We start from the raw sequence: 22,810 nt of genomic DNA, 5'->3' as shown, positions 1-22,810 counted from the left end.
TAGGGTAAAATTTAACGTCCTTTTTTCATATTAGGAAAACGCATGCGATATTCTACGTTAATTTTTCCTTTTGAAATATTGCTAAGCTTACTCTTTAGCATTCTCTTTTTTAGGGGGCTAAGTTTATCTGTGAACAACACACCTTCTATATGATCATATTCATGCTGTATGACACGTGCCAATAGGCCATCATAGGTTTCTGTGTGTTCTTTAAAGTTCTCATCTAAGTAATTGATGGTCAAGGTATCCTTTCGCTTCACATCTTCACGAACATCCGGTATACTTAAGCAACCTTCATTAAAGGCCCATTCAGTTCCGGTTTCCTCTTCTATGTAGGCATTGATAAAAACCTTCTTGAACCCATTGAGTTGTTTTTGCTCTTTTTTAGAAAGGTCTTCATCATTGGCAAAGGGAGTTGTATCTACCAAAAATATTCTTATAGGAAGTCCAATTTGAGGAGCGGCCAATCCCACTCCACTCGCGTTGTACATGGTCTCCCACATGTTTTCCAACAATTCGTCCAACTTAGGATAATCTTCAGAAATATCCTCTCCTACTTTTCTTAAAACCGGGTCGCCATAGGCAACAATGGGTAATATCATTTGATTTTATTTAAATAATCTTGCAAAATTATGGTCGCGCTGATTTGGTCTACCAAAGCTTTGTTCTTTCGCTGCTTTTTTTTGAGTCCTCCTGCAACCATGCTCTTTACTGCCAATTTAGAGGTGAACCGCTCATCTTGGCGTTCTATGGGGATATTGGGGAAAACGGACTTCAGGCTCAATATGAACTCCTGAATATAAACCTCGGATTGCGAAGGGGAATTATCCATTTGTTTAGGCTCCCCTATTATGAACCGTTCAACATTTTCTCGTGCCAAATAGTCCTTAAGAAAATCAACTACCTTCTCTGTGGGTTCTGTAGTTAGGCCTGAGGCAATGATTTGAAGCTCATCCGTTACGGCTATTCCCGTTCTTTTCTGTCCAAAATCCAAAGCCAATAGTCTTCCCAAGCCTAATTTTTTGGCAAAAATAACTCATAAATTGTTATAAGCGTAAAATTGGGCGTCTAAATGAGTATGCTAGCTTATATTTGCATCGCTTTAACAGCCACTTCATAAAGAAGTTTGAATTTTTAGACAACAAAATCAAAAGAATATAACACCATGACGGAATTAAGGAAAACCATAGAGAATGCTTGGGAAAACAGGGAACTTTTAAAGGAAGCATCTACCCAAGATGCCATTAGAGAAGTGATCAATCTTTTGGATTCCGGTGAATTACGTTGTGCAGAACCTACTGAGAATGGTTGGCAAATTAATGAATGGGTTAAAAAAGGTGTGGTACTATATTTTCCCATTCAAAAAATGGAAACCTTGGAAGCCGGAATTTTTGAGTATCATGATAAAATTCCATTGAAAAAGGGTTATCAAGAAAAAGGGATTAGGGTTGTACCTCACGCTGTTGCTAGACACGGTGCCTATATTTCCTCGGGTACCATTTTAATGCCGTCTTATGTGAATATTGGTGCTTATGTAGATGAAGGAACCATGGTTGATACTTGGGCCACCGTTGGAAGCTGTGCCCAGATCGGTAAAAATGTCCACTTAAGTGGAGGTGTTGGCATTGGAGGTGTTTTAGAGCCTTTACAGGCAGCACCCGTCATTATTGAAGATAATTGTTTTATAGGATCTAGGTGTATTGTTGTAGAGGGGGTACGTGTGGAAAAGGAGGCCGTACTAGGTGCTAATGTAGTATTGACCGCTTCTACCAAAATAATAGATGTAACTGGAGATAGCCCTGTTGAACTAAAAGGTAGGGTTCCGGCAAGGTCAGTTGTTATACCGGGGAGTTACACCAAGAAATTTGCCGCAGGCGAATTTCAGGTGCCATGTGCTTTGATTATTGGAACGCGAAAAGAAAGCACCAATAAGAAGACATCCTTGAATGATGCCCTACGTGAGTATGATGTTGCTGTATAAATTGTAGGATTTTTTTGATTAAACATAATTTTTTTGTTTTTTCTTTGTTATTAAAGGGTAGGATTTTTATTGAGCCTGAAAACGCAACCTTTTCAGTTCTTTTTAATCTACAGAGTAGTATGCTTAACCAAACCCAAATAATCGCAAATGCCAAAGGACAACAAAAAAGTATCGGCCCTAATCATTACCTATAACGAAATAGGCTATATTGAAAAGTGTGTAGAATCTGTTGAATTTGCAGACGAGATTATTGTTGTTGATTCCTATAGTACGGACGGTACTTATGAGTATTTAAAGGCACATCCCAAGGTTAGGGTCATACAACATCCTTTTTCCAACTTTACCCAACAAAAGTCATTTGCATTGGATCAGGCCTCCAATGACTGGGTTTTGTTTTTGGATGCAGATGAAGTAGTTTCCAAAAAACTACAATACGAGATTGTTGAAACTATTGAAAGTAATCCGGAGGACGTTGCCTTTTGGTTCTATAGAAAATTTATGTTCGAGAACAGTCCGCTACATTTCAGCGGATGGCAAACAGATAAAAACTATAGGCTTTTTAGAAAAAGTAAGGCTCGATTTTCCGATAAAAAAATAGTGCATGAAACCTTGGTTGTTCAAGGAACTTCGGGAATCTTAAAAAATAAGCTTACCCATTACTGCTACAAGAGCTTTGAGGATTATAAATCCAAGATGCTAAAATATGGTAGATTAAAAGCGAAAGAAGACTTTTATAGGGAGAACAGATACAATGTACTATCTTTAATATTTAAACCTGCTTGGAAGTTTTTTAATCACTACATTATACGTTTGGGGGTTTTAGATGGGCGAAAAGGTATCACCATTTGTTATCTAAACGCCTTGGGTGATTTGGAAAGATATAGAGAATTGAAAAAGCTGGAAAAGAAAAATGAGCTTGCCTATTATTTGGTAATGCCGTGATAGGTCCAAACACTTTTGTTTTGTCTTACCTCTCTTCTAATTACTTGATTTTTGGCAATTGCTTCAGGGGTTTTATAACCTCGAGCATGATCTAAATGTACACAGACAGCACTATATCTCAATTGCTTGGATTTTACCCCAAAATTAAATAGTCGCTCACCAAATTCACGGTCTTCCCCACCATATTGCATACGTTCATCAAAGCCGTTCACATTGTAGATATCCTTTTTCCAACCTGAGGAATTATGGCCGTTCCAACTGGCGTTTGTTGGCGTGAAAGTGTTGAACAAGGTTGAAATAAAACCCCTTGCCGTAAGCTTATTGTTTTTAAAGGTTTTTGGTATACCCATTTCCTTTAACCATTGTATATTGAAACAGTTTTGTTCCTCAATATCCTTTAATGTTATGGCTTTGGAAATATTCATTGGCAGCATGTAATATCCACCAGAAATAAAATAGCCAGGTTCTTTATTAATGTAATGTACCTGGACAAAATCTTCCCTAGGAATGCAATCCCCATCGGTCATAATCACGTATTCTGCACTACAAGATTTTACCGCTTTGTTGAGAATCCTACACTTTTGAAAGCCATCATCTTCTTGCCAAACGTGTTTTATTGGAAACTTGACCTTTTTTTCAATTTTTTCAATGAGTTGCTTTGTTTCTTCTCCACTACCGTCATCGGCAATAACCACTTCAAAATCCTTATATGTTTGGCAATGGAAACCCCAAAGAACTTTTTCCAACCACTCCGGATGGTTATAGGTACTAACGATAACACTTACCGTACTCATGAAGAACAATTTAATTTTAGCTACTTTTGCAAATGTAGTTTTTTGAGGTCCATTCCCAATAACAATTTTTTAAATTATATGAAGCGAACCTACGTTGGCTCCACAATTTACCACATCTATCTTTCGCTTCTTCATATAGTAAAAGACAGCAATTTTGATTCTGTTGAAAGAGGAGATAACCTTCTCTTCTTGGTGGAAAGCACTCCTTTCATAGAAACACTTATCCCCAGTCTAAAAAAGAACTTTTTTAGGGATGTTCACATTATTTCCAAGCGTAAAATCCACAAGAATGATGTAGGACCTTTCAATTATGCGTTTAGACGAAAGGGTAGACTACTACCCTATTTAAGAGAGAAGCATCCGGTTTTGGTTGAAGAGCATTCCTTTATAGAGAACTCAGACCTATTTTTATGTGACACAGATTCTTCAAAAAGCTATTTCTTATACACTTATGGCCACAAGAAGATAAACATGATTGAAGATGGGGCTAGGACCTATTGCCAGCGTCACTCTAAATTTGAACAATTTTATAGGGAATTTATTACCGGTACACCCATTGGTGGCGGATTTGATAAAGAAATTGACACCATTTATGCTCAATTTCCAGAAAGGCTTCCTGCAGGTATAAAGGAAAAAGCAGTAGAACTTAATATAAGTAAGATATGCTCGAAGTTAACTCAGCAAACCAAAGATGAAATTTTTGATTTATTCTTACCCAACAGTTCACTTACCATTAACAACCCAAACAGCGCCTTGATTCTTACACAACCTATTTCGGAAGATAAGGTTATAGCAAATGAGCAAGAAAAGATATCCATTTACAGGAATATTATTTCAAAAATTCCTGAGGGGATGCATATAGTTTTAAAAACCCATCCAAGAGAACGTACCCAATATGAAAAACATTTAAAGGGTATCACTGTTTTGCCTGGACTTTTTCCTATTGAAATACTAACCTTAAAAGACGGTTTCTACTTTAAAAAAGGATATACCCTATTTTCTACAGCTCTCAATAATTTGGATATGGTTGAAGAGCGATTTTTTCTAGGTAAAGAATATTTGGATAAATTTACCTCCAAATCAACTCGCAACCTTATAAAAAATATGGTTGTAAACCCATAGCATTCCATATATGGCCTACAAAACAATTGGATTTATTCCTTTAAGAAAAAACTCAAAAGGTATTCCCGGCAAAAACAAAAAAAAGCTTTTAGGAAGACCTTTATTTACTTGGGTCTTAACAGAAGCTATATTCTCAAAACTAGACGAAATCTATGTTTTTACAGATGACGAATATATTATTGAATACATAAACGCGAATTTTCGTTGGACCAATAAAGTTAAAGCCTTAAAACGCTCTGAGGAGAATGCATCTGATACGGCATCTACCGAAGCGGCGATGATGGAGTTTTGTAATGATCATAATATTGATTTTGACGTTTTCTGCTTGTTACAGGCTACTTCTCCCCTAACAACTAGGAAGGACATCAATGAAGCATTGGATAAGCAAAAACTGGACAAATTAGATGCTGTACTTAGTGTAGTCAAAACGCATAGATTTATCTGGTCCAATGAGGGTAGAGCGCTCAATTATGATTATAAGAAGAGACCTCGTAGACAAGATTTTGATGGACTTCTTATAGAGAACGGAGCTATTTACTGTACCTCAAAAAATGCACTTTTAAAGTCTAAAAACAGACTAAGTGGCCAAATTGGACTCATTGAAATGGATGAGGATACATTGACCGAAATTGATTCTGAAACAGATTGGTTGTTAATTGAACAGCTATTGGTCAACAAATTTAAGACTGATAAATCTTCAAGGCGTATCAACTATCTTATTTTAGATGTTGATGGGGTTTTTACAGATGGTAGGGTTCATTTTTCTTCAGAAGGGGAACTCTCAAAAGTTTTTGACATGCGTGACGGTATGGGTCTTGAAATTCTAAGACAGCACGGTGTTCAAGTCATTGTAATGACTTCGGAGCAATCTGAGGTGGTTGCCAAGAGAATGGCGAAACTTCAAATTGAAGATGTTTATTTAGGTGTTAAAGATAAGTATTCCCTATTAAGTCACCTATGCTCTCAACGAAAAATAGTTCCACAAGAAATAGCCTATGTGGGGGACGATATTAACGACTGGAGCAACATGTTACGCGTTGGATGGTCTTTTTGTCCGGCCAATGCCACCAAAACAATCAAATATCACGCAGATATGGTTCTTAACAGTAATTCCGCTTCTGGAGCTATTAGAGAAACCGCGGAATTTATTATCAACTACAATTTAAGATTTAATGACTTATAAAAAACCCTACGTAATTGCAGAAATTGGTTGTAACCATAAAGGGGATATTAAAATTGCCAAAGAGCTCATTAATATGGCAAAAATTTTTGGCAATGCAGACGCTGTAAAATTTCAAAAAAGAAACAACAAGGAGTTATTGACAGAGGTGCAGTATGCCGCTCCGCACCCGAATCCTTCCAATTCCTATGGTGATACGTACGGCGAACACAGGGAGTTTTTGGAATTTACGGTTGAGCAGCATAAAGAGTTAAAGGAATATTGTGAAGAATTAGGAATCACGTATTCCACTTCTGTATGGGAAACAACTTCAGCAAAAGAAATTGCAAGTCTAAATCCTGAGTTCATTAAAATTCCATCAGCCTGCAACAATAACTACGAGATGTTAGGTTGGTTATGTGACAATTATAAGGGGGAAATTCATATTTCAACAGGTATGACCACCAAAGACGAAATTGAATCCATTATAAATTTCTTCGAGAAAAGAAAACGAAACAAAGATTTAGTGGTATATAATTGTACTTCTGGCTACCCGGTGCCGTTCAAAGATGTTTGTCTTTTGGATATTTTGAAGTTAAAGGAAAAATATGAACATAGGGTTAAAAGCATTGGTTTCTCTGGGCATCATCTTGGTATTGCCATAGATGTTGCTGCATATACATTGGGGGCACATATTATCGAAAGACATTATACCTTAGACAGAACGTGGAAAGGTACGGACCATGCAGCTTCTCTTGAACCCATGGGCCTAAGAAAACTTTGCAGGGATTTAAAAGCTACTTATGAAGCCTTAACCTTTAAACAACAGGATATTCTCGATATTGAGGATGTTCAACGAAAAAAATTAAAATATCAGAAGTAATGCCTACCGACTTTTCCCAAGAAATAAACAACTGCGTAGAGGTCCTAAAAAATGGTGGGCTCATACTCTACCCTACGGATACGGTCTGGGGAATTGGCTGTGACGCTACCAATGAAGAAGCGGTTAAGAAGGTGTATGATTTAAAAAACCGGGAGGATAGCAAGGCTTTGATCTGCTTGGTAGGCAATGACGCCATGCTGGAGAAACACGTAGAAAATGTACCGGACCTAGCTTATGACCTTATTGACCTTTCTACAAAGCCAACTACCATTATTTACGACCATCCCAAGGGTATTGCCAAGAACTTGGTAGCAAGTGACAATACATTAGCTATCAGGGTTGCTTCAGATAAATTTTGTCAGTACCTAATCAATAAATTTAGAAAGCCCATTGTTTCTACCTCAGCAAACATCTCCGGGCAACCTACACCTAAGTCTTTCGATGAAATTAGCAGCGCAATTTTAAAAGGTGTAGACTATGTGGTAAATTTGCAGCCCGAACATCAAAATTCGGTACCATCGTCCATTATAAAATTGAGCAATGATGGTACGGTAAAGGTCATTAGGGAGTAATGTAAAGAAAGTAGGATCCCTTAATCCAGGAGGATTCTGTTAAATGCTATCAATTGAACCATCAAAAGGCTTTAGAAAATCCAATATTTAAAATTGTTTCCGCTGCCGCGGATGAATTAGGGGTAACCGCTTTTGTTATTGGTGGCTACGTAAGGGACTATTTGCTACAAAGAGGAATACCAAAGGACATTGATATTGTTGCCATTGGCAGCGGTATTGAGTTAGCAAAAGCCGTAGCTGACAAATTAAAGGGAAAGCCCCAAGTTTCCATTTTCAAGAATTTTGGTACGGCCATGCTCAAACATGAAGGTATTGAATTGGAGTTTGTGGGAGCTAGAAAGGAAAGCTACCAAAGAAATAGCCGAAAACCTATTGTAGAAAACGGCACTTTACAGGACGATCAAGACAGACGTGATTTTACCATCAATGCCTTGGCCCTATCATTGAACGCTTCAGACTTTGGGAAATTATTAGACCCATTCAATGGAGTTGCAGATTTACAGGAGCAGATTATTAGAACCCCTTTAGAACCGGGCATTACTTATAGTGATGACCCCTTGCGAATGATGCGCGCCATTAGGTTTGCCACACAATTGAACTTTACTATAGAATTAAAGTCGTTACAAGCCATCACTTCTCATAAGGAGAGAATCAAAATTATATCCAAAGAGCGAATTGTAGATGAACTGAATAAAATTATGGCCAGTCCAAAGCCCTCCAAAGGCTTTGCCCTTTTAAATAAAACAGAGCTTTTATCATACATTTTACCGGAATTGACCGCTCTACAAGGTATTGAGGAAAAGGAAGGTCAGCGCCATAAGGACAATTTTTGGCATACCTTGGAAGTCGTTGATAATATTTCGAAAGAAACTGATAATCTTTGGTTACGCTGGGCGGCTTTATTGCATGATATAGGCAAAGCACCTACTAAAAAGTTCCATAAGAAAATAGGGTGGACTTTTCACGGTCATGAATTTGTGGGAAGTAAAATGGTGTACAAGCTCTTCAAACGCTTGAGGATGCCCCTGAACGACAAAATGAAATACGTTCAAAAAATGGTTTTGATGAGTTCAAGGCCACAGATACTTTCTGAAGATTTTGTAACGGATTCTGCCGTAAGGCGCTTAGTATTTGAAGCAGGGGACCATGTAGACGACTTGATGACGCTATGCGAGGCGGACATTACTACCAAGAACTCCAAGAAACAAAAGAAATATAAGAACAACTTTAAGCTTGTACGCCAAAAGATCAAAGAAGTTGAAGAACGTGATCATATTAGAAATTTTCAGCCACCAGTAAGCGGCGAAGAAATTATGGACACCTTTAATCTTAAACCCTCTCGGGAAATTGGCCTAATCAAAGATGCTATCAAGGAAGCCATACTAGAAGGTGAAATCCCAAATGAATATGAAGCTGCTAAGAATTTTATGCTTCAAAAAGGAAAAGCTCTCGGTCTAACCACCAAAAATTAGCAAATTATAATCTCCTTACTATGTTAGATTTACTTCATAAGAAAAGTATTTCGGGTATAATTATTCGTGGGTATATGATAACCGCTCACTCCGAATTCAAATTTTTCGTGTAAGAAAATTACGAAAACGTTATAGTTTCAATTTACTAAAAAACTCTTTAAAGTACTATTGTGTAAAGGATTATCGATAAACAACATCTTTTTACAATTTAACATCAAAGATGTAGGAAAACACAACAAATTATTTTTTAAGCTTGCAGATCTGGATAATTTTAAAATGTCAGGTTGCTATGTTTTGACCATAGCTTGTTTAAAAAGTAAAGATGATGCTCCCCAAAAAACTTTTACTATCACTATGTTTTATCATTTTTGGAATAATCTCCACGTATGCACAGCTTAGTGACCTTCACATCTTACCACCCCTAAAACAGGGCGGTAATAATCAAGCCATAAGGGAGCAAGCTTTTTATATTTCTACCCCAGATGTAAATCCATTCACAGTTCAGGTATTTAGAGGCTCCAACACCTCACCAATTGCATCTTTTTCAGTTTCAAACAATACGCCCTACCAATACAACATTGCAAACGGAGATAATGAAATTACCCTTGTTAGTAACAGTAATACAGGTATTGTTCTTAACAATAGTGGTTTGAGGTTTCAATCGCCAGGTGGTGAAAAATTCTATGTTAACTATAGAGGCCGTTCTTCCGCACAAGCCACCTCCCTTACCTCAAAGGGGCGTCAGGCATTGGGAACCTTATTCAAATGGGGTGGCATCCCCAATCTGGCAAACCAGAACTCACTATCAAGTGTTCTGGGAATCATGGCAACTGAAGACAATACCCAAGTAATAGTTCATGATTATGACCCCAATTGCGAGTTTAGATATCAAAATGATGCAGACGGCCTTACAAATGATTCCTACACCATCAACTTGAATGCCGGAGAATCTTTTGTATTTGAAGCTAGAAAAAATGAAACTGCCGCAAACATAGATGGCTGGCTGGGAGCCACCATTGAATCTGACAAGCCAATAGCCATAAGCAATGGTGGATTAAATACCGGAGTAAGGGTAGGTTCCGGCTTGCGTGATGCTGCCATTGACCAACCGGTGCCCCAAAATGTTATTGGACGGGATTATATTTTTGTACGTGGCAACGGAACCAATGAAACGGAATTTCCAATTATTATCGGTACTCAGAACGGAACGGATATCTATGTAAACGGTTCTGTCACCCCTATTGCAACCATCAATAATGGCGATTATTTTATCGTCCCGGGTATCCATTACTCCAATTATAGTGCAGGGGGCAATATGTTGGTTACCACTAGTAAGGATACCTATGCCTATCAGTGTTTGGCGGGCTCAACGGCGATACAGACCATAGGCCTAAATTTTATTGCTCCCATAAATTGCTTGTTGCCAGATAACATGGACAATATCCCCAATATACGTAATGTTGATGGACAAACGTTTAACGGCGGCATTACTATAATAGCATCCACTACCACTCCAGATGCCAACATTGTTGTAACAGATAATAATGGAAGTAGAGATGGTTCAACCCTTACCAGTAGGGCCGTAAATGGATCTACGGATTGGAAAACCTTTTACGTCCCTAATTTGACCGGTGACGTATCGGTACAATCTACGGGACCTATTGCCGTTGGATTTTTAGGTGTGAGAAGTAGCGCGGGAATAGCAGGTTATTTTTCAGGGTTTGATACAGTACCCATTGTTGATTTGGAAATAGTTGGCGGAGGTTGTTTACCAGGATCTGCAGTTGAAGAGATTACCGGAAGTTTTGATGCCTATCAATGGTATAAAGATGGAACCCTCATTCCGGGAGCTACCAACAGTAGTTATACGCCCGCCTCTCCTGGAGATTTTCACGTAAGGGTCACCAAAGGGCCGTGTAGTTATGATTCCTCTCCCCTATCCGCTTATAATTGTGATCCCGAAATAGTGCTTACCAAAACCGCTAATACCAATACTGTTTTTGAGGGCGATAATGTTGAATTCACTATTAGTGTAGAGAATTTAGGCGTTGAAACTGTAACCAATCTTGCGGTTCAGGATATATTGCCGGAAGGATTGACTTTGGTTTCAGCCACGCCCAGTTTTGGAACCTGGACTTATCCCGATTGGAGCATAGGTGATTTTTATAGCGGACAAGTACACAACTTGGTAATTACTGCCACGGCAGATCAAACACTTGAGGAAAGAACAATAACCAACACGGCAACCAATTCCCAAACACAAACGGACAGTAATACTATTGCCGATGACCTATCGGAAACCATTACCGTTCTGGCTAAACTGGATAGTGACGGTGACGGAATTAACGACGAGGATGAGGCTACCTATGGAACAGACCCTAATAATCCTGACAGCGATGGGGACGGAATACTGGACGGAACAGAAGTATTTGAAGATGGAACAGACCCTACAGACGATTGTGACTCAAATGGAGGATACCCTTTGCCTACTACGGATTGTGATGGAGATGGGGTAGGCAATTCTGTAGAATGTGGTTCAAATACCACTACCCTAAATCTATCCGGAGACCTTACTTCAAACAGTACCGGCGGTTATCCTGTAACTGCAAGTGGAAACGGCTCAACGGGCGCTGGAATGGGCTTGGAGACCATTACAGATTTCAATTTACAGGCCGTTCTGGGACCAAATGACATTTACAATGGTTGCAATATAATAACATTCCCCACCAATTTTGATGATGGATTACAACTTCATATTGATAATATACCAATACTCTATTTTGATTCTACTCATTATGAAAACCAACCAGCATTTGGCTCCGGAGGAATTTTTGACATTAATGGAGATGGTAATTGGGACCCAACAACGGGTGAAGGAAATCCGGAATTGGTTATAGCTGCTGGAGGTTCGGCACAGCTCTTTTTAGATGCCACAACAGGGGGGCGAGTAGATGCCCTCCCATATATGAACAATTCTTTGCCTAATTGGATCCTTTCCCAAAACACATTGAGCTGTCTTGAAAATACCAATATAAAACTAGGTAATAGTAACCATATCGGGCAAGGAGAAATGGGTCCGATCTCTATTCAGGTAAATGTTTTTGTTTGTGTTGATACAGATGGAGACGGCATTTCAGACTCCCAGGATTCCGATAGTGATAATGACGGAAATCCAGATAGTAGTGACCCTAATAGAACACTACCAATAGCAAACGATGATCATACCTCGGCAGATGTAGGAGTTGCCAAAACATTGAATATTATCACAAATGATGATTTTCTGGCAGGTAGTACAATAACCGATTTAACTACGGGAACGGCCAGTGGAACGCTTGCAATTGACCAAAGTACGGGAGAGATTACCTATACGGCATTGGCTTCGGAAGATAATAGCACGGTCACTGTAGACTATCAAATATGTGAAGGAAGTGTGTGTGCAACAGCTACTATTTTCATTACCATTCCTGCTTGTTCAGATATAGACGGTGATAATATATGCGATGTAGACGATCCCGCTCCAAATGACCCTTGTGTACCCAACAATCATATGGATTGGCAGCCTCAACCTTCTAATGACTGTGATGGGGATGGCCTTACCAATGCCGAAGAAAATGCCCTCGGAACAGATGAAAATGTAGCTGATACGGATGGTGACGGTATTAATGATGGTCAAGAGGCGAATTTAGATGGTACAGACCCACTGAACGACTGTGATTCCGTTGGAGGAAGTCCGTTGGGTACCTCAGATTGTGATACTGATGGTATATCCAATGATGATGAAACAAATTTGGGAACGGATCCCAATAACCCAGATACCGATGGGGATGGCATCAATGATGGCGAAGAAGTAAATGCAGACTCAACAGACCCCCTTGATGATTGTGACTCTAATGGCGGTACTCCCCTTTCTAGTTCAGATTGTGACGGAGATGGATTAACAAATGCAGATGAAACTGCTGAAGGCACAGACCCAGATAATCCCGATTCCGATGGTGACGGAATTAATGACGGGCAGGAAGTAAATATAGATGGAACTGACCCTTTGAACGATTGTGATTCTAATGGAGGAACTGCTCTTGGGTCATCGGATTGTGATGGGGATGGTCTCACCAATTCCCAAGAAGCAATTACCGGTACAGATCCTAATGTAGCAGATAGCGACGGAGATGGAATTGTCGACGGACAGGAAGTGAATACGGATGGAACGGACCCTAACGACTCTTGTAGTTCTGTTGGTGGCACTCCCACATCCTCTGCAGATTGTGATGGCGATGGTTTAACAACAGCAGAAGAATCAGCGGCAGGTACAGATCCAAATAACGAAGATTCAGATGGAGACGGCATTTCTGATGGGCAGGAAGTAAATACAGATGGTACTGACCCATTGAACGATTGCGACTCCGTTGGAGGAACTCCTTTGCCAAATAATGATTGTGACGGAGATGGAAACCTAAACGGTACAGATCCCAATCCTTACAATGCTACAGCCAATGATGATGCTACAGCCGCTGATGTAGGAATACCAAAAACCCTCAACATTGTTTATAATGACGATTTTTTACCAGGTAGTATTCTCACAGATTTTGGGGGAGGCACTTATAATGGTTCGGTCTCTTTTAATTCAGCCACCGGAGAAATAAACTATACCCCAGTTGCGGCAGATAATAACAGCATCATTACCATTAACTATCAAGTCTGCAATAATACCGTTTGTTCAACGGCCACGGTTTTCATTACGGTACCAAGCTGCTCAGATCTAGATGGTGATAATATTTGTGACATTAACGAACCTGGTTTTGAAAATGACCCCTGTCAACCGACTTCCAATCCTTATTGGCAACCGCAACCTACAAACGATTGTGATGGAGATGGGCTCACAAATGCAGAGGAGGAAGCCGCAGGTACGGATATTTCTAACCCGGATTCAGATGGCGATGGTATCAATGACGGGCAGGAAGTAAATAGTGATGGGACCGACCCATTGGACGATTGCGACTCTACCGGAGGTACCCCCTTGCCAGACTCGGACTGTGATGGAGATGGGCTCACCACTGCCGAAGAAACGGCAGAAGGCACTGACCCAAATATAGCAGATACAGATGGTGATGGCATCAACGACGGTCAGGAGGTGAAAGTAGATGGCTCCAATCCTACCAATGACTGTGATTCAATTGGCGGTACGCCATTGGGCATCTCGGATTGCGATGGAGATGGATTGTCAAACGATGATGAAACTGTTGCCGGTACGGATCCAGAAGTTGCCGATACCGATGGCGATGGCATCAACGACGGTCAGGAAGTAAATACCGATGGGACCGACCCACTGGACGATTGCGACTCCAACGGAGGTACCCCCTTAGGTGGAACCGATTGTGATGCAGATGGTCTGCCTAATTCTGAAGAACTTTCAGCAGGCACAGACCCCAATAATCCTGATTCGGACGGTGACGGCATCAATGACGGGCAGGAAGTAAATACCGATGGTACGGACCCTTTGGACGACTGTGACTCCAACGGAAGTACTCCCTTGCCAGACTCGGACTGTGATGGCGATGGATTGACCACCGCCGAGGAAACGGCGGCAGGTACAGACCCAAACAGTTCCGATTCAGATGGCGATGGCATTAATGACGGGCAGGAAGTGAATATCGATGGTACGGACCCGTTGGACGATTGCGACTCCAACGGAGGGGCACCTTTAGCAACTTCGGACTGTGATGGCGATGGATTGACTACCGCCGAGGAAACGGCAGCAGGTACCGACCCGAACAATCCAGATTCAGACGGCGATGGCATTAATGACGGGCAGGAAGTTAATACCGATGGTACGGACCCGTTGGACGATTGCGACTCCAACGGAGGGGCACCTCTCGCTACTTCGGACTGTGATGGCGATGGATTGACCACCGCCGAGGAAACGGCAGCAGGTACCGACCCCAACGATTCCGACTCGGACGGTGACGGTATCAATGACGGGCAGGAAGTGAATATCGATGGTACGGACCCATTGGACGATTGCGACTCCAACGGTGGGGCGCCTTTGGCAACTTCGGACTGTGATGGCGATGGACTAACAACCGCCGAGGAAACGGCGGCGGGCACAGACCCCAATAATCCCGATTCAGATGGCGATGGCATCAATGACGGGCAGGAAGTAAATACCGCTGGTACCGATCCATTGGACGATTGCGACTCCAATGGTGGGGCACCTTTAGCAACTTCGGACTGTGATGGCGATGGATTGACCACCGCCGAGGAAACCGTAGCGGGTACCGATCCCAACAGCCCCGATTCAGATGGCGATGGCATCAACGACGGGCAGGAAATAAATACAGATGGTACGGACCCATTGGACGATTGCGACTCCAACGGTGGGACGCCTTTAGCAACATCCGATTGCGATGGCGATGGATTGACAACTACTGAGGAAACCGTAGCGGGTACCGACCCGAACAACCCCGATTCAGATGGCGATGGCATCAATGACGGAGAGGAAGTGAATACCGATGGTACGGACCCGTTGGACGATTGCGACTCCAACGGTGGGGCTCCTCTCGCTACTTCGGACTGTGATGGCGATGGATTGACCACCGCCGAGGAAACGGTAGCAGGTACAGACCCCAACAATCCTGATTCAGATGGCGATGGCATCAACGACGGGCAGGAAGTGAATACCGATGGTACGGACCCGTTGGACGATTGCTCTTCTAACGGAGGGGCACCTTTGGCAACTTCGGACTGTGATGGCGATGGATTGACCACCGCCGAGGAAAACGCAGCGGGTACCGATCCCAACAGCCCCGATTCAGATGGCGATGGCATCAACGACGGGCAGGAAATAAATACCGATGGCACCGATCCATTGGACGATTGTGATTCCAACGGAGGGGCGCCTTTGGCAACCTCCGATTGCGATGGCGATGGATTGACCACCGCCGAGGAAACGACGGCAGGTACCGACCCAAACAATCCCGATTCAGATGGCGATGGCATCAATGACGGTCAGGAAGTGAATACCGATGGTACGGACCCATTGGACGATTGCGACTCCAACGGTGGGGCGCCTATGACTACTTCGGACTGCGATGGCGATGGATTGACCACCGTCGAGGAAACGGCAGCGGGCACAGACCCCAACAATCCCGATTCAGATGGCGATGGCATCAGTGACGGACGGGAAGTGAATACCGATGGTACGGACCCATTGGATGATTGCGACTCCAACGGTGGGGCGCCTCTCGCTACTTCGGACTGTGATGGCGATGGATTGACAACTGCTGAGGAAACGGCATCGGGTACCGACCCCAACAATCCCGATTCAGATGGTGACGGTATCAACGACGGGCAGGAAGTAGCAAACAACACTGATCCTCTAAATGCCTGCGACCCGGATAACTTGAATAGTCTCTGTGATACCGATGGGGATGGTCTAACGGACGGAGAAGAAATAGAGTTGGGAACGGATTCACTAATTCCAGATTCCGATGGTGATGGAATTTTAGATGGTCAAGAAGTAAACTCGGATAGTACAAATCCCTTGGATGACTGTGATTCATTCAATGGTGTACCATTGACTACTTCAGACTGTGACTTAGATGGTCTTTCAAATAATCAAGAGCAAGCCCTTGGAACAGACCCTAATAGGGCAGATACAGATGGAGATGGTATAATGGACGGTCAAGAAGTATCTGATGGTACAGACCCATTAGACGGCTGTAATTCCTTAGGAGGGACTCCCCCCAATGACTTGAACTGTGATATTCAAATAGATACAGATCTATTTATACCTACAATAAATGAAGGAAAATTCGTTATTACTAATATTGAGTCCTTTCCGGAAAATACGGTACGTATTTATAACCGTTGGGGTGTTATAGTTTTTGAATCGACTGGGTACGATAATAGAGATATTGTTTTTACAGGCATTTCAAAAGGGCGGGCCACCATAAATGTGAATAAAGAATTACCGGTAGGGATTTATTTTTACATTATTGACTATACCATAAATGGAAAAGTCCAAACTAAAAATGGATACCTTTACATTAATAGATAATAAACAAACCTACTTATATCGCGTAAATAAAGAATCATGAAGAAACTAATGCTAACCATTACCCTAATTGGTATCACATGTTTTACTGGATGGGCCCAACAAGATGCCCAATATACGCAGTACATGTACAATACTATGGCAGTAAATCCCGCATATGCTGGCTCTAGAGGGGTATTAAGTATTGCAGGGCTCCATAGGTCCCAATGGATTGGCCTAGACGGTGCCCCCAAAACCCAGACCCTTAATTTTCATAGTCCGGTTTCTGAACGGGTGGGTATAGGCCTTTCCATTGTCAATGATGAAATTGGAAACGGAACCAATCAAGAAACCTATTTTGATGGCGTGTTTTCCTATACCATTCCTTTAGCCAGGGAAGCAAAACTCTCTTTTGGGGTCAAGGCCTCTGCCCATCTCTTAAATGTAGATTTCAACAAATTGGCAAATTATAACAATGAAGCTAGCTCATTGGGTTTAAGCAATATTGACCGTAAATTTTCACCCAATTTTGGAGCCGGAGTTTATTATCATACAGACAATGCCTATATTGGATTGTCCGTACCTAATTTCCTAAAGACAAAGCATTTTGATGATTCTTCTTCCAGCACTTCCTTTTTAGCTGAGGAGCGTATGAATTTCTATATGATTGCGGGATATATCTTTGACATCCACCCTATCTGGAAATTTAAACCTGCGGCACTCGTTAAGGCTGTTAGCGGTGCTCCGTTGCAAGTAGATCTATCCGCTAACTTTTTATATAATGAGAAGTTTACTCTGGGAGCAGCCTATAGGTGGGATGCAGCTGTAAGTGCTATGTTCGGTTTTCAATTGACCGACCAATTTCTAGTAGGTCTAGCCTATGATAGGGAAGTAACGGAACTAGGCGGAACAAGATTTAATGATGGTTCCTTTGAAATCATGCTTAGATATGAATTCCTAACTAGGTATAAGCGTGTCATTACCCCAAGATTCTTCTAAACCAGCAATGATGAAAAAGAAATATATAACAATTTTTGCATTCTCCTTGCTAATAGGAAGCGTAGGATATGGCCAGTCTCAAAAAGAACGTAAAGCAGATAAGGCTTACGATCAATTAGCCTACCAAAATGCCATTGAAAGTTATGAGACCCTAGTTAAAAAAGGGTATTCAGATGAAGAAATCTACAAGAATCTAGGTGATGCCAATTATCTAAATGCTAATTATGCCGAGGCTGCCAATTGGTACGGAAAATTGTTCATGAAAGATAACGAACCAGCAAGTGCAGACCATATGTACCGCTATGCCCAATCTTTAAAATCCAGTGGAGAATACGAAGCATCCAATATTTGGATGGAAAGATTTGAAGACGCTATTGATTCAGATTTACGGGCAAAAAACTACAATGAAAATCAGGATTATTTAGAAAAAATTGAGCGTATGTCCGGTCGGTATACCATAGAAAATATTCCTATTAATTCACCTGAATCTGATTTTGCGCCTTCGCTTAAAGATCAAGAACTTATTTTTTCTACCGCTAGGGACACCGGCAAAACATTTAGAAACATTCATGAGTGGACAAACCGTTCATTTCTAAACTTGTACAAGGCAACTTTCAACAATGGAACTTTCTCAAATGCAGAAAGATTACCTAAAAGTATGAACAAGAAAACGCATGAATCTACCACAGCTTTTACCAAGGATGGGAAAACCGTTTACTTTACAAGAAATAATTCCGAGAAAGGTAAATTCGCACGAGATAATGAAGGGGTAAGTCGACTTAAAATTTATAGAGCCACCATAGAGGGAGATGAGTGGAAAGACATCACAGAATTACCATTTAATGGCGATGAATTTTCTACGGCCCACCCTACCCTTAATCCAGATGAAACCAAGTTGTACTTTGCATCAGATAGAGAGGGTACCTACGGCGCTTCGGACATATATGTTGTTGATGTAAACGAAGACGGAAGTTTTGGAACGCCAAAAAATCTCGGAAACTCCATCAATACGGAATCTCGTGAAACTTTTCCATTTGCAGCAAAAAATGATATTCTCTATTTTGCTTCAGATGGTCACCCAGGACTTGGGGGCCTGGATATATTCGCCGTACAAATAAAGGGAGATGAAATATCGGAAATCATCAACTTGGGCAAACCCCTAAATGGTAAGCAAGATGATTTTTCTTTCTTTTATAGCGAAGAATCCGGAAGTGGCTTTTTTGCTTCGAACAGAGATGGAGGCGTAGGTAGTGATGATATTTACTCCTTCCAAGAACACGAACCCATAACATTCGAGTGCACTTCGTTGATCAATGGAATAGTATTGGATCAGGAAAAAAACTTGCCTCTGTCTAATGCAAAGGTCCTAATAGTGGACAAGACTGAAAAAATTGTGACTGAAAGCATAACTGATAGGGATGGTAGATTTTCAGCCAATGTGGATTGTAACGCTAAACAATTAAAAGTAGTAGCCTCTAAAGAAGACTATGATTCTAGTGAAAAATCTTGGGTGGCCACCCAAAATTCAGATGAAATAGTAAACGTGAAACTTACTAAATCCCTTAAGGCAGCTCCGGTTGGCACAAATCTCATTACGTATCTCAATTTGCAACCTATCTATTTTGATTTGGATAAGGATGTCATTAGAACGGATGCCATGCAAACTTTGGAAAAGGTAATTGCCTATTTAAATACATTTCCAAATACAAGAATAGAAGTACAATCACATACAGATGTTAGAGCAAGCGAAAGCTATAATCTCAATTTAAGTGCGAGAAGGGCAAAAAATACGGTTGCTTACCTTATTGCCAATGGAGTTGAGGAGAATAGATTAGAAAGTAAAGGATATGGTGAATCTCAATTGGTAAACAACTGTGAAACCAGTTCATCCTGCGCAGATAAAAGGCATGAAGAAAACAGACGATCCGAGTTTATCGTAATTAAATAAATTTTCGCGTAAATTTTGCCAAACCCTTCTTCTGAAGGGTTTTTTTGTACCTCAAGTGAAATAAAATTCATAATAAACCGGTACATTACTAGGTGGTTTCAACAAAATAAAAAGGTTATACATCTATTCCACAGGAGTATACAACATATAATTCCTCAGCCCCATTATTGCCTTTAATTTTATCGTTTTCAACGTTGTAGACTTTCAATTGAAGCGGGAGTCCATTTAAATATTCCCTATTGGTGAATAATCTTAAAAAATTTCTGGGGCTCCTTTTCTTATTTCTAATTAACATTTTTGGAACCGCCCAGCAAACCACAAGTTGGACATCGGTTTCATCAACCGTATGGGAATCCTTTTCGTCTGACGGGTTGGTTCGGGTAGAATGTAGGGTCACGGGCGGTGTATCCATTCTAGGAAATGAAACCATGGGCTGTGTAGATGCATCTACCTACAGCGACCCTGCAATTTTTGGTAGTCCGTCCCTTGAAATTGAATCAAGTTTCCTTTTGAACGGCAATATTAGTTTTCATTTTTTCGATGCTATTTCAGGAAGTCCTGTATATATTGTAAATCCTATTTTACATGCAGATAAGGTTGGAACATTTGAACTCTTAACAGTTCTCCCTTTATTTGGAAGGGCCGCTACCGCCAATTTCACCTTGCTAGAAGGGTCATGGACCGAATTAAGCTCGGTAGGACCTATTTTTGAATCCACCCCTACAGAATTCAGAATAGATGATGAGGCCTTTTTAATTGGGGGTGGTGGAGAATGCCAAAACGGAGTTGATGAAGGAACCGGAGGTGGTAGTCTAAGTCTAAATGTACCTCTTTCCGTTATTAATATGGATACTGATTTTCAAGGAAGTATTCTAAGCGTACTAACAGCCTCCGACCAAGTAGAATTCGTTCTCTCCAACTTAATTATTGCAGAACCTTCTGTTGAAGCCACTAAAACGGTAACCGAAAGTTACTCGGTACCTATAAGTGCAGGCGACCAAATTTCCTATGAAATTGAAATCACAAATACCGGAAATGTAACTCTACATAACATTTCACTGAACGATACTTTTACTGATGTGGATGGCAATACCTTAAGCCTAACTAGTGCACCAAGCTATACTAATTCTACCATGGGGTCACCAGAAGGCACACTCCAACCAAATGAAGTCGCGACCTATGTTGCCGGTTATACCATGGTTGCAAGCGACTTACTGCATGGCGGATTTTTAAATCAAGTAACGGTTACTGCAGATAGTCCATATGGTCCGGCAGATACTACCGACATCTCCGACGATGGATGGGATAGTGATGGTAATACGGAAAATGATGTTACGGAAAGCTACTTTCCTGCTCCGATTGATGATACTGCAAACACAGATGAGGATAATCCGATACAAATTGATGTGGTGCTAAATGATGATTTTAGCGGTAACGGACCTGCCAATAACGACATCTTCTTGGTGAGCACTCCCAGTAATGGTACGGTGGCCTTATTCATTAATGGCACACCAAACAACCCGCTTGACGATTATTTTGTGTATACCCCAGCAACCAATTATTCTGGAACGGATTCTTTTGATTACGGTATTATAGATGGGAAAGGACATATTGGTCATGCTACGGTGAACATTACTATAAATTCTTGTCCCGAAGCTGGATTAAATTCAAGCTTACAAATTTGCGAAGGAAGCACCCCTAGTGATTCCGATCTGTTCAATGCCTTGGGAGGTTCGCCGGATACTGGTGGTACATGGGTCAAAAACCCTAGTGGCTCTTACACCTATTCCATCACCGGAACTGCCCCATGTTCTTCAACTAGCGAAGCGACTATATTTATTATTGAACAGGCTGCCCCCAACGCGGGGACCGATGGCACTCTGACCATCTGTGAAGGGGAGACCGTCACCGAAGCACAACTTGTTGCCCAGTTGGGGAATTCCCCTGATTCCGGGGGAACATGGTCCCCTGCCCTCGCTGGTGCCGGAACCTATACCTATACCGTGGCGGCAACGTCGCCCTGTACCGTAGATGATACGTCCGAAGTGGTGGTCACCGAACAGGCTGCCCCCAACGCCGGGACCGATGGCACTTTGACCATCTGTGAAGGGGAGACCGTTACCGAAGCTCAACTTTTTGCCCGGTTGGGAAATTCCCCTGATTCCGGAGGGACTTGGTCACCCGCCCTTTCAGGTGCTGGAACCTATACCTATACGGTAGCGGCAACGTCTCCCTGTACCGTAGATGACACCTCCGAAGTGGTGGTCACCGAACAGGCTGCTTCCAATGCCGGGACCGATGGCACTTTGATCATCTGTGAAGGGGAAACAGTCACCGAAGCACAACTTTTTGCCCTGTTGGGGAATTCCCCCGATTCCGGGGGCACTTGGTCGCCCGCACTTTCCGGTGCTGGAACCTATACCTATACGGTAGCGGCAACGTCGCCCTGTACCGTAGGTGACACCTCCGAAGTGGTGGTCACCGCACAAGCTTCTCCCAACGCGGGGACCGATGGTGCTTTGACCATCTGTGAAGGAGAGACCGTCACCGAAGCACAACTTTTTGCCCAGTTGGGGAATTCCCCTGATTCCGGAGGCACTTGGTCGCCCGCCCTTGCCGGTGCCGGAACCTACACCTATACGGTGGCGGCAACGTCGCCCTGTACCGTAGATGATACTTCCGAAGTGGTGGTCACCGCACAAGCTTCTCCCAATGCCGGGACCGATGGCACTTTGACCATCTGTGAAGGAGAGACCGTTACCGAAGCACAACTTTTTGCCCGTTTGGGGAATTCTCCTGATTCCGGGGGAACATGGTCCCCTGCCCTCGCTGGTGCCGCAACCTATACCTATACCGTGGCGGCAACGTCGCCCTGTACCGTAGATGATACCTCCGAGGTCGTGGTCACC

14 protein-coding genes are annotated in these 22,810 nt (G+C 42.0%); 11 read left to right on the top strand and 3 right to left on the bottom strand.

The window, feature by feature from the left end; all coding sequences use genetic code 11:
* Positions 1 to 11 precede the first annotated feature (11 nt).
* The gene (gene def, locus BIZ36_RS09960) at positions 12 to 602 is read right to left on the bottom strand and encodes a peptide deformylase (RefSeq protein ID WP_187457754.1); all 591 of its coding nucleotides are present in this window, start codon (positions 600 to 602) and stop codon (positions 12 to 14) included.
* A complete protein-coding gene (ruvX, locus tag BIZ36_RS09955; RefSeq protein WP_187457753.1) occupies positions 599 to 1,012 on the bottom strand; it encodes a Holliday junction resolvase RuvX in 414 nt (137 codons plus the stop codon). The genes def and ruvX overlap by 4 nt, the downstream gene beginning before the upstream one ends.
* 153 nt (positions 1,013 to 1,165) lie before the next feature.
* Here ruvX and BIZ36_RS09950 point away from each other — a divergent pair, with 153 nt between their 5' ends.
* Both BIZ36_RS09950 and BIZ36_RS09945 read left to right on the top strand, forming a co-directional pair.
* On the top strand, positions 1,166 to 1,981 hold the full coding sequence (locus BIZ36_RS09950; RefSeq protein WP_187457752.1) for a 2,3,4,5-tetrahydropyridine-2,6-dicarboxylate N-succinyltransferase: 816 nt from the start codon (positions 1,166 to 1,168) through the stop codon (positions 1,979 to 1,981).
* A 147-nt stretch (positions 1,982 to 2,128) separates the two neighbouring features.
* A complete protein-coding gene (locus tag BIZ36_RS09945) occupies positions 2,129 to 2,923 on the top strand; it encodes a glycosyltransferase family 2 protein (RefSeq protein WP_187457751.1) in 795 nt (264 codons plus the stop codon).
* Here BIZ36_RS09945 and BIZ36_RS09940 read toward each other — a convergent pair.
* A complete protein-coding gene (locus tag BIZ36_RS09940) occupies positions 2,905 to 3,717 on the bottom strand; it encodes a glycosyltransferase family 2 protein (RefSeq protein ID WP_187457750.1) in 813 nt (270 codons plus the stop codon). The two genes, BIZ36_RS09945 and BIZ36_RS09940, sit on opposite strands and share 19 nt — an antisense overlap.
* Before the next feature lie 78 nt (positions 3,718 to 3,795).
* Between BIZ36_RS09940 and BIZ36_RS09935 the strand changes: the two genes are divergently transcribed.
* The 9 genes from BIZ36_RS09935 to BIZ36_RS21305 all read left to right on the top strand — a co-directional run.
* Entirely contained in the window at positions 3,796 to 4,839 is a 1,044-nt protein-coding gene (locus BIZ36_RS09935; RefSeq protein ID WP_187457749.1) for a glycosyltransferase family 52, read from the top strand.
* Positions 4,840 to 4,849: 10 nt separating this feature from the next.
* Complete coding sequence (locus BIZ36_RS09930) at positions 4,850 to 6,022, top strand: acylneuraminate cytidylyltransferase (protein WP_187457748.1); 1,173 nt, start codon at positions 4,850 to 4,852, stop codon at positions 6,020 to 6,022.
* Positions 6,012 to 6,881: an N-acetylneuraminate synthase family protein gene (locus tag BIZ36_RS09925; RefSeq protein ID WP_187457747.1), complete on the top strand. Its 870-nt coding sequence runs from the start codon at positions 6,012 to 6,014 to the stop codon at positions 6,879 to 6,881. Before BIZ36_RS09930 ends, BIZ36_RS09925 begins: the two co-directional genes overlap by 11 nt.
* Positions 6,881 to 7,453 carry an L-threonylcarbamoyladenylate synthase gene (locus tag BIZ36_RS09920; RefSeq protein ID WP_187457746.1) on the top strand — a complete coding sequence of 191 codons (573 nt, stop codon included), beginning with the start codon at positions 6,881 to 6,883 and terminating at the stop codon, positions 7,451 to 7,453. Before BIZ36_RS09925 ends, BIZ36_RS09920 begins: the two co-directional genes overlap by 1 nt.
* A 53-nt stretch (positions 7,454 to 7,506) precedes the next feature.
* Entirely contained in the window at positions 7,507 to 8,925 is a 1,419-nt protein-coding gene (locus tag BIZ36_RS09915) for a CCA tRNA nucleotidyltransferase (protein WP_187457745.1), read from the top strand.
* Between the two features lie 322 nt (positions 8,926 to 9,247).
* Entirely contained in the window at positions 9,248 to 16,978 is a 7,731-nt protein-coding gene (locus BIZ36_RS21135) for a T9SS type B sorting domain-containing protein (RefSeq protein WP_187457744.1), read from the top strand.
* 36 nt (positions 16,979 to 17,014) lie between these two features.
* Complete coding sequence (locus tag BIZ36_RS09905; protein WP_187457743.1) at positions 17,015 to 17,953, top strand: PorP/SprF family type IX secretion system membrane protein; 939 nt, start codon at positions 17,015 to 17,017, stop codon at positions 17,951 to 17,953.
* 7 nt (positions 17,954 to 17,960) lie between these two features.
* Positions 17,961 to 19,901 (top strand): OmpA family protein, encoded by a 1,941-nt coding sequence (locus tag BIZ36_RS09900; RefSeq protein ID WP_222937338.1) that lies wholly within the window; start codon positions 17,961 to 17,963, stop codon positions 19,899 to 19,901.
* A gap of 242 nt (positions 19,902 to 20,143) precedes the next feature.
* Positions 20,144 to 22,810 (top strand): Ig-like domain-containing protein (locus tag BIZ36_RS21305; protein WP_187457742.1); only part of this gene is annotated, 2,667 nt, incomplete at its 3' end.

Origin of the sequence: Cytophaga sp. FL35, from assembly GCF_014349235.1 — a bacterium.
Lineage (GTDB): Bacteria > Bacteroidota > Bacteroidia > Flavobacteriales > Flavobacteriaceae > Euzebyella.
This window is presented reverse-complemented; position numbering and strand designations above follow the sequence as displayed.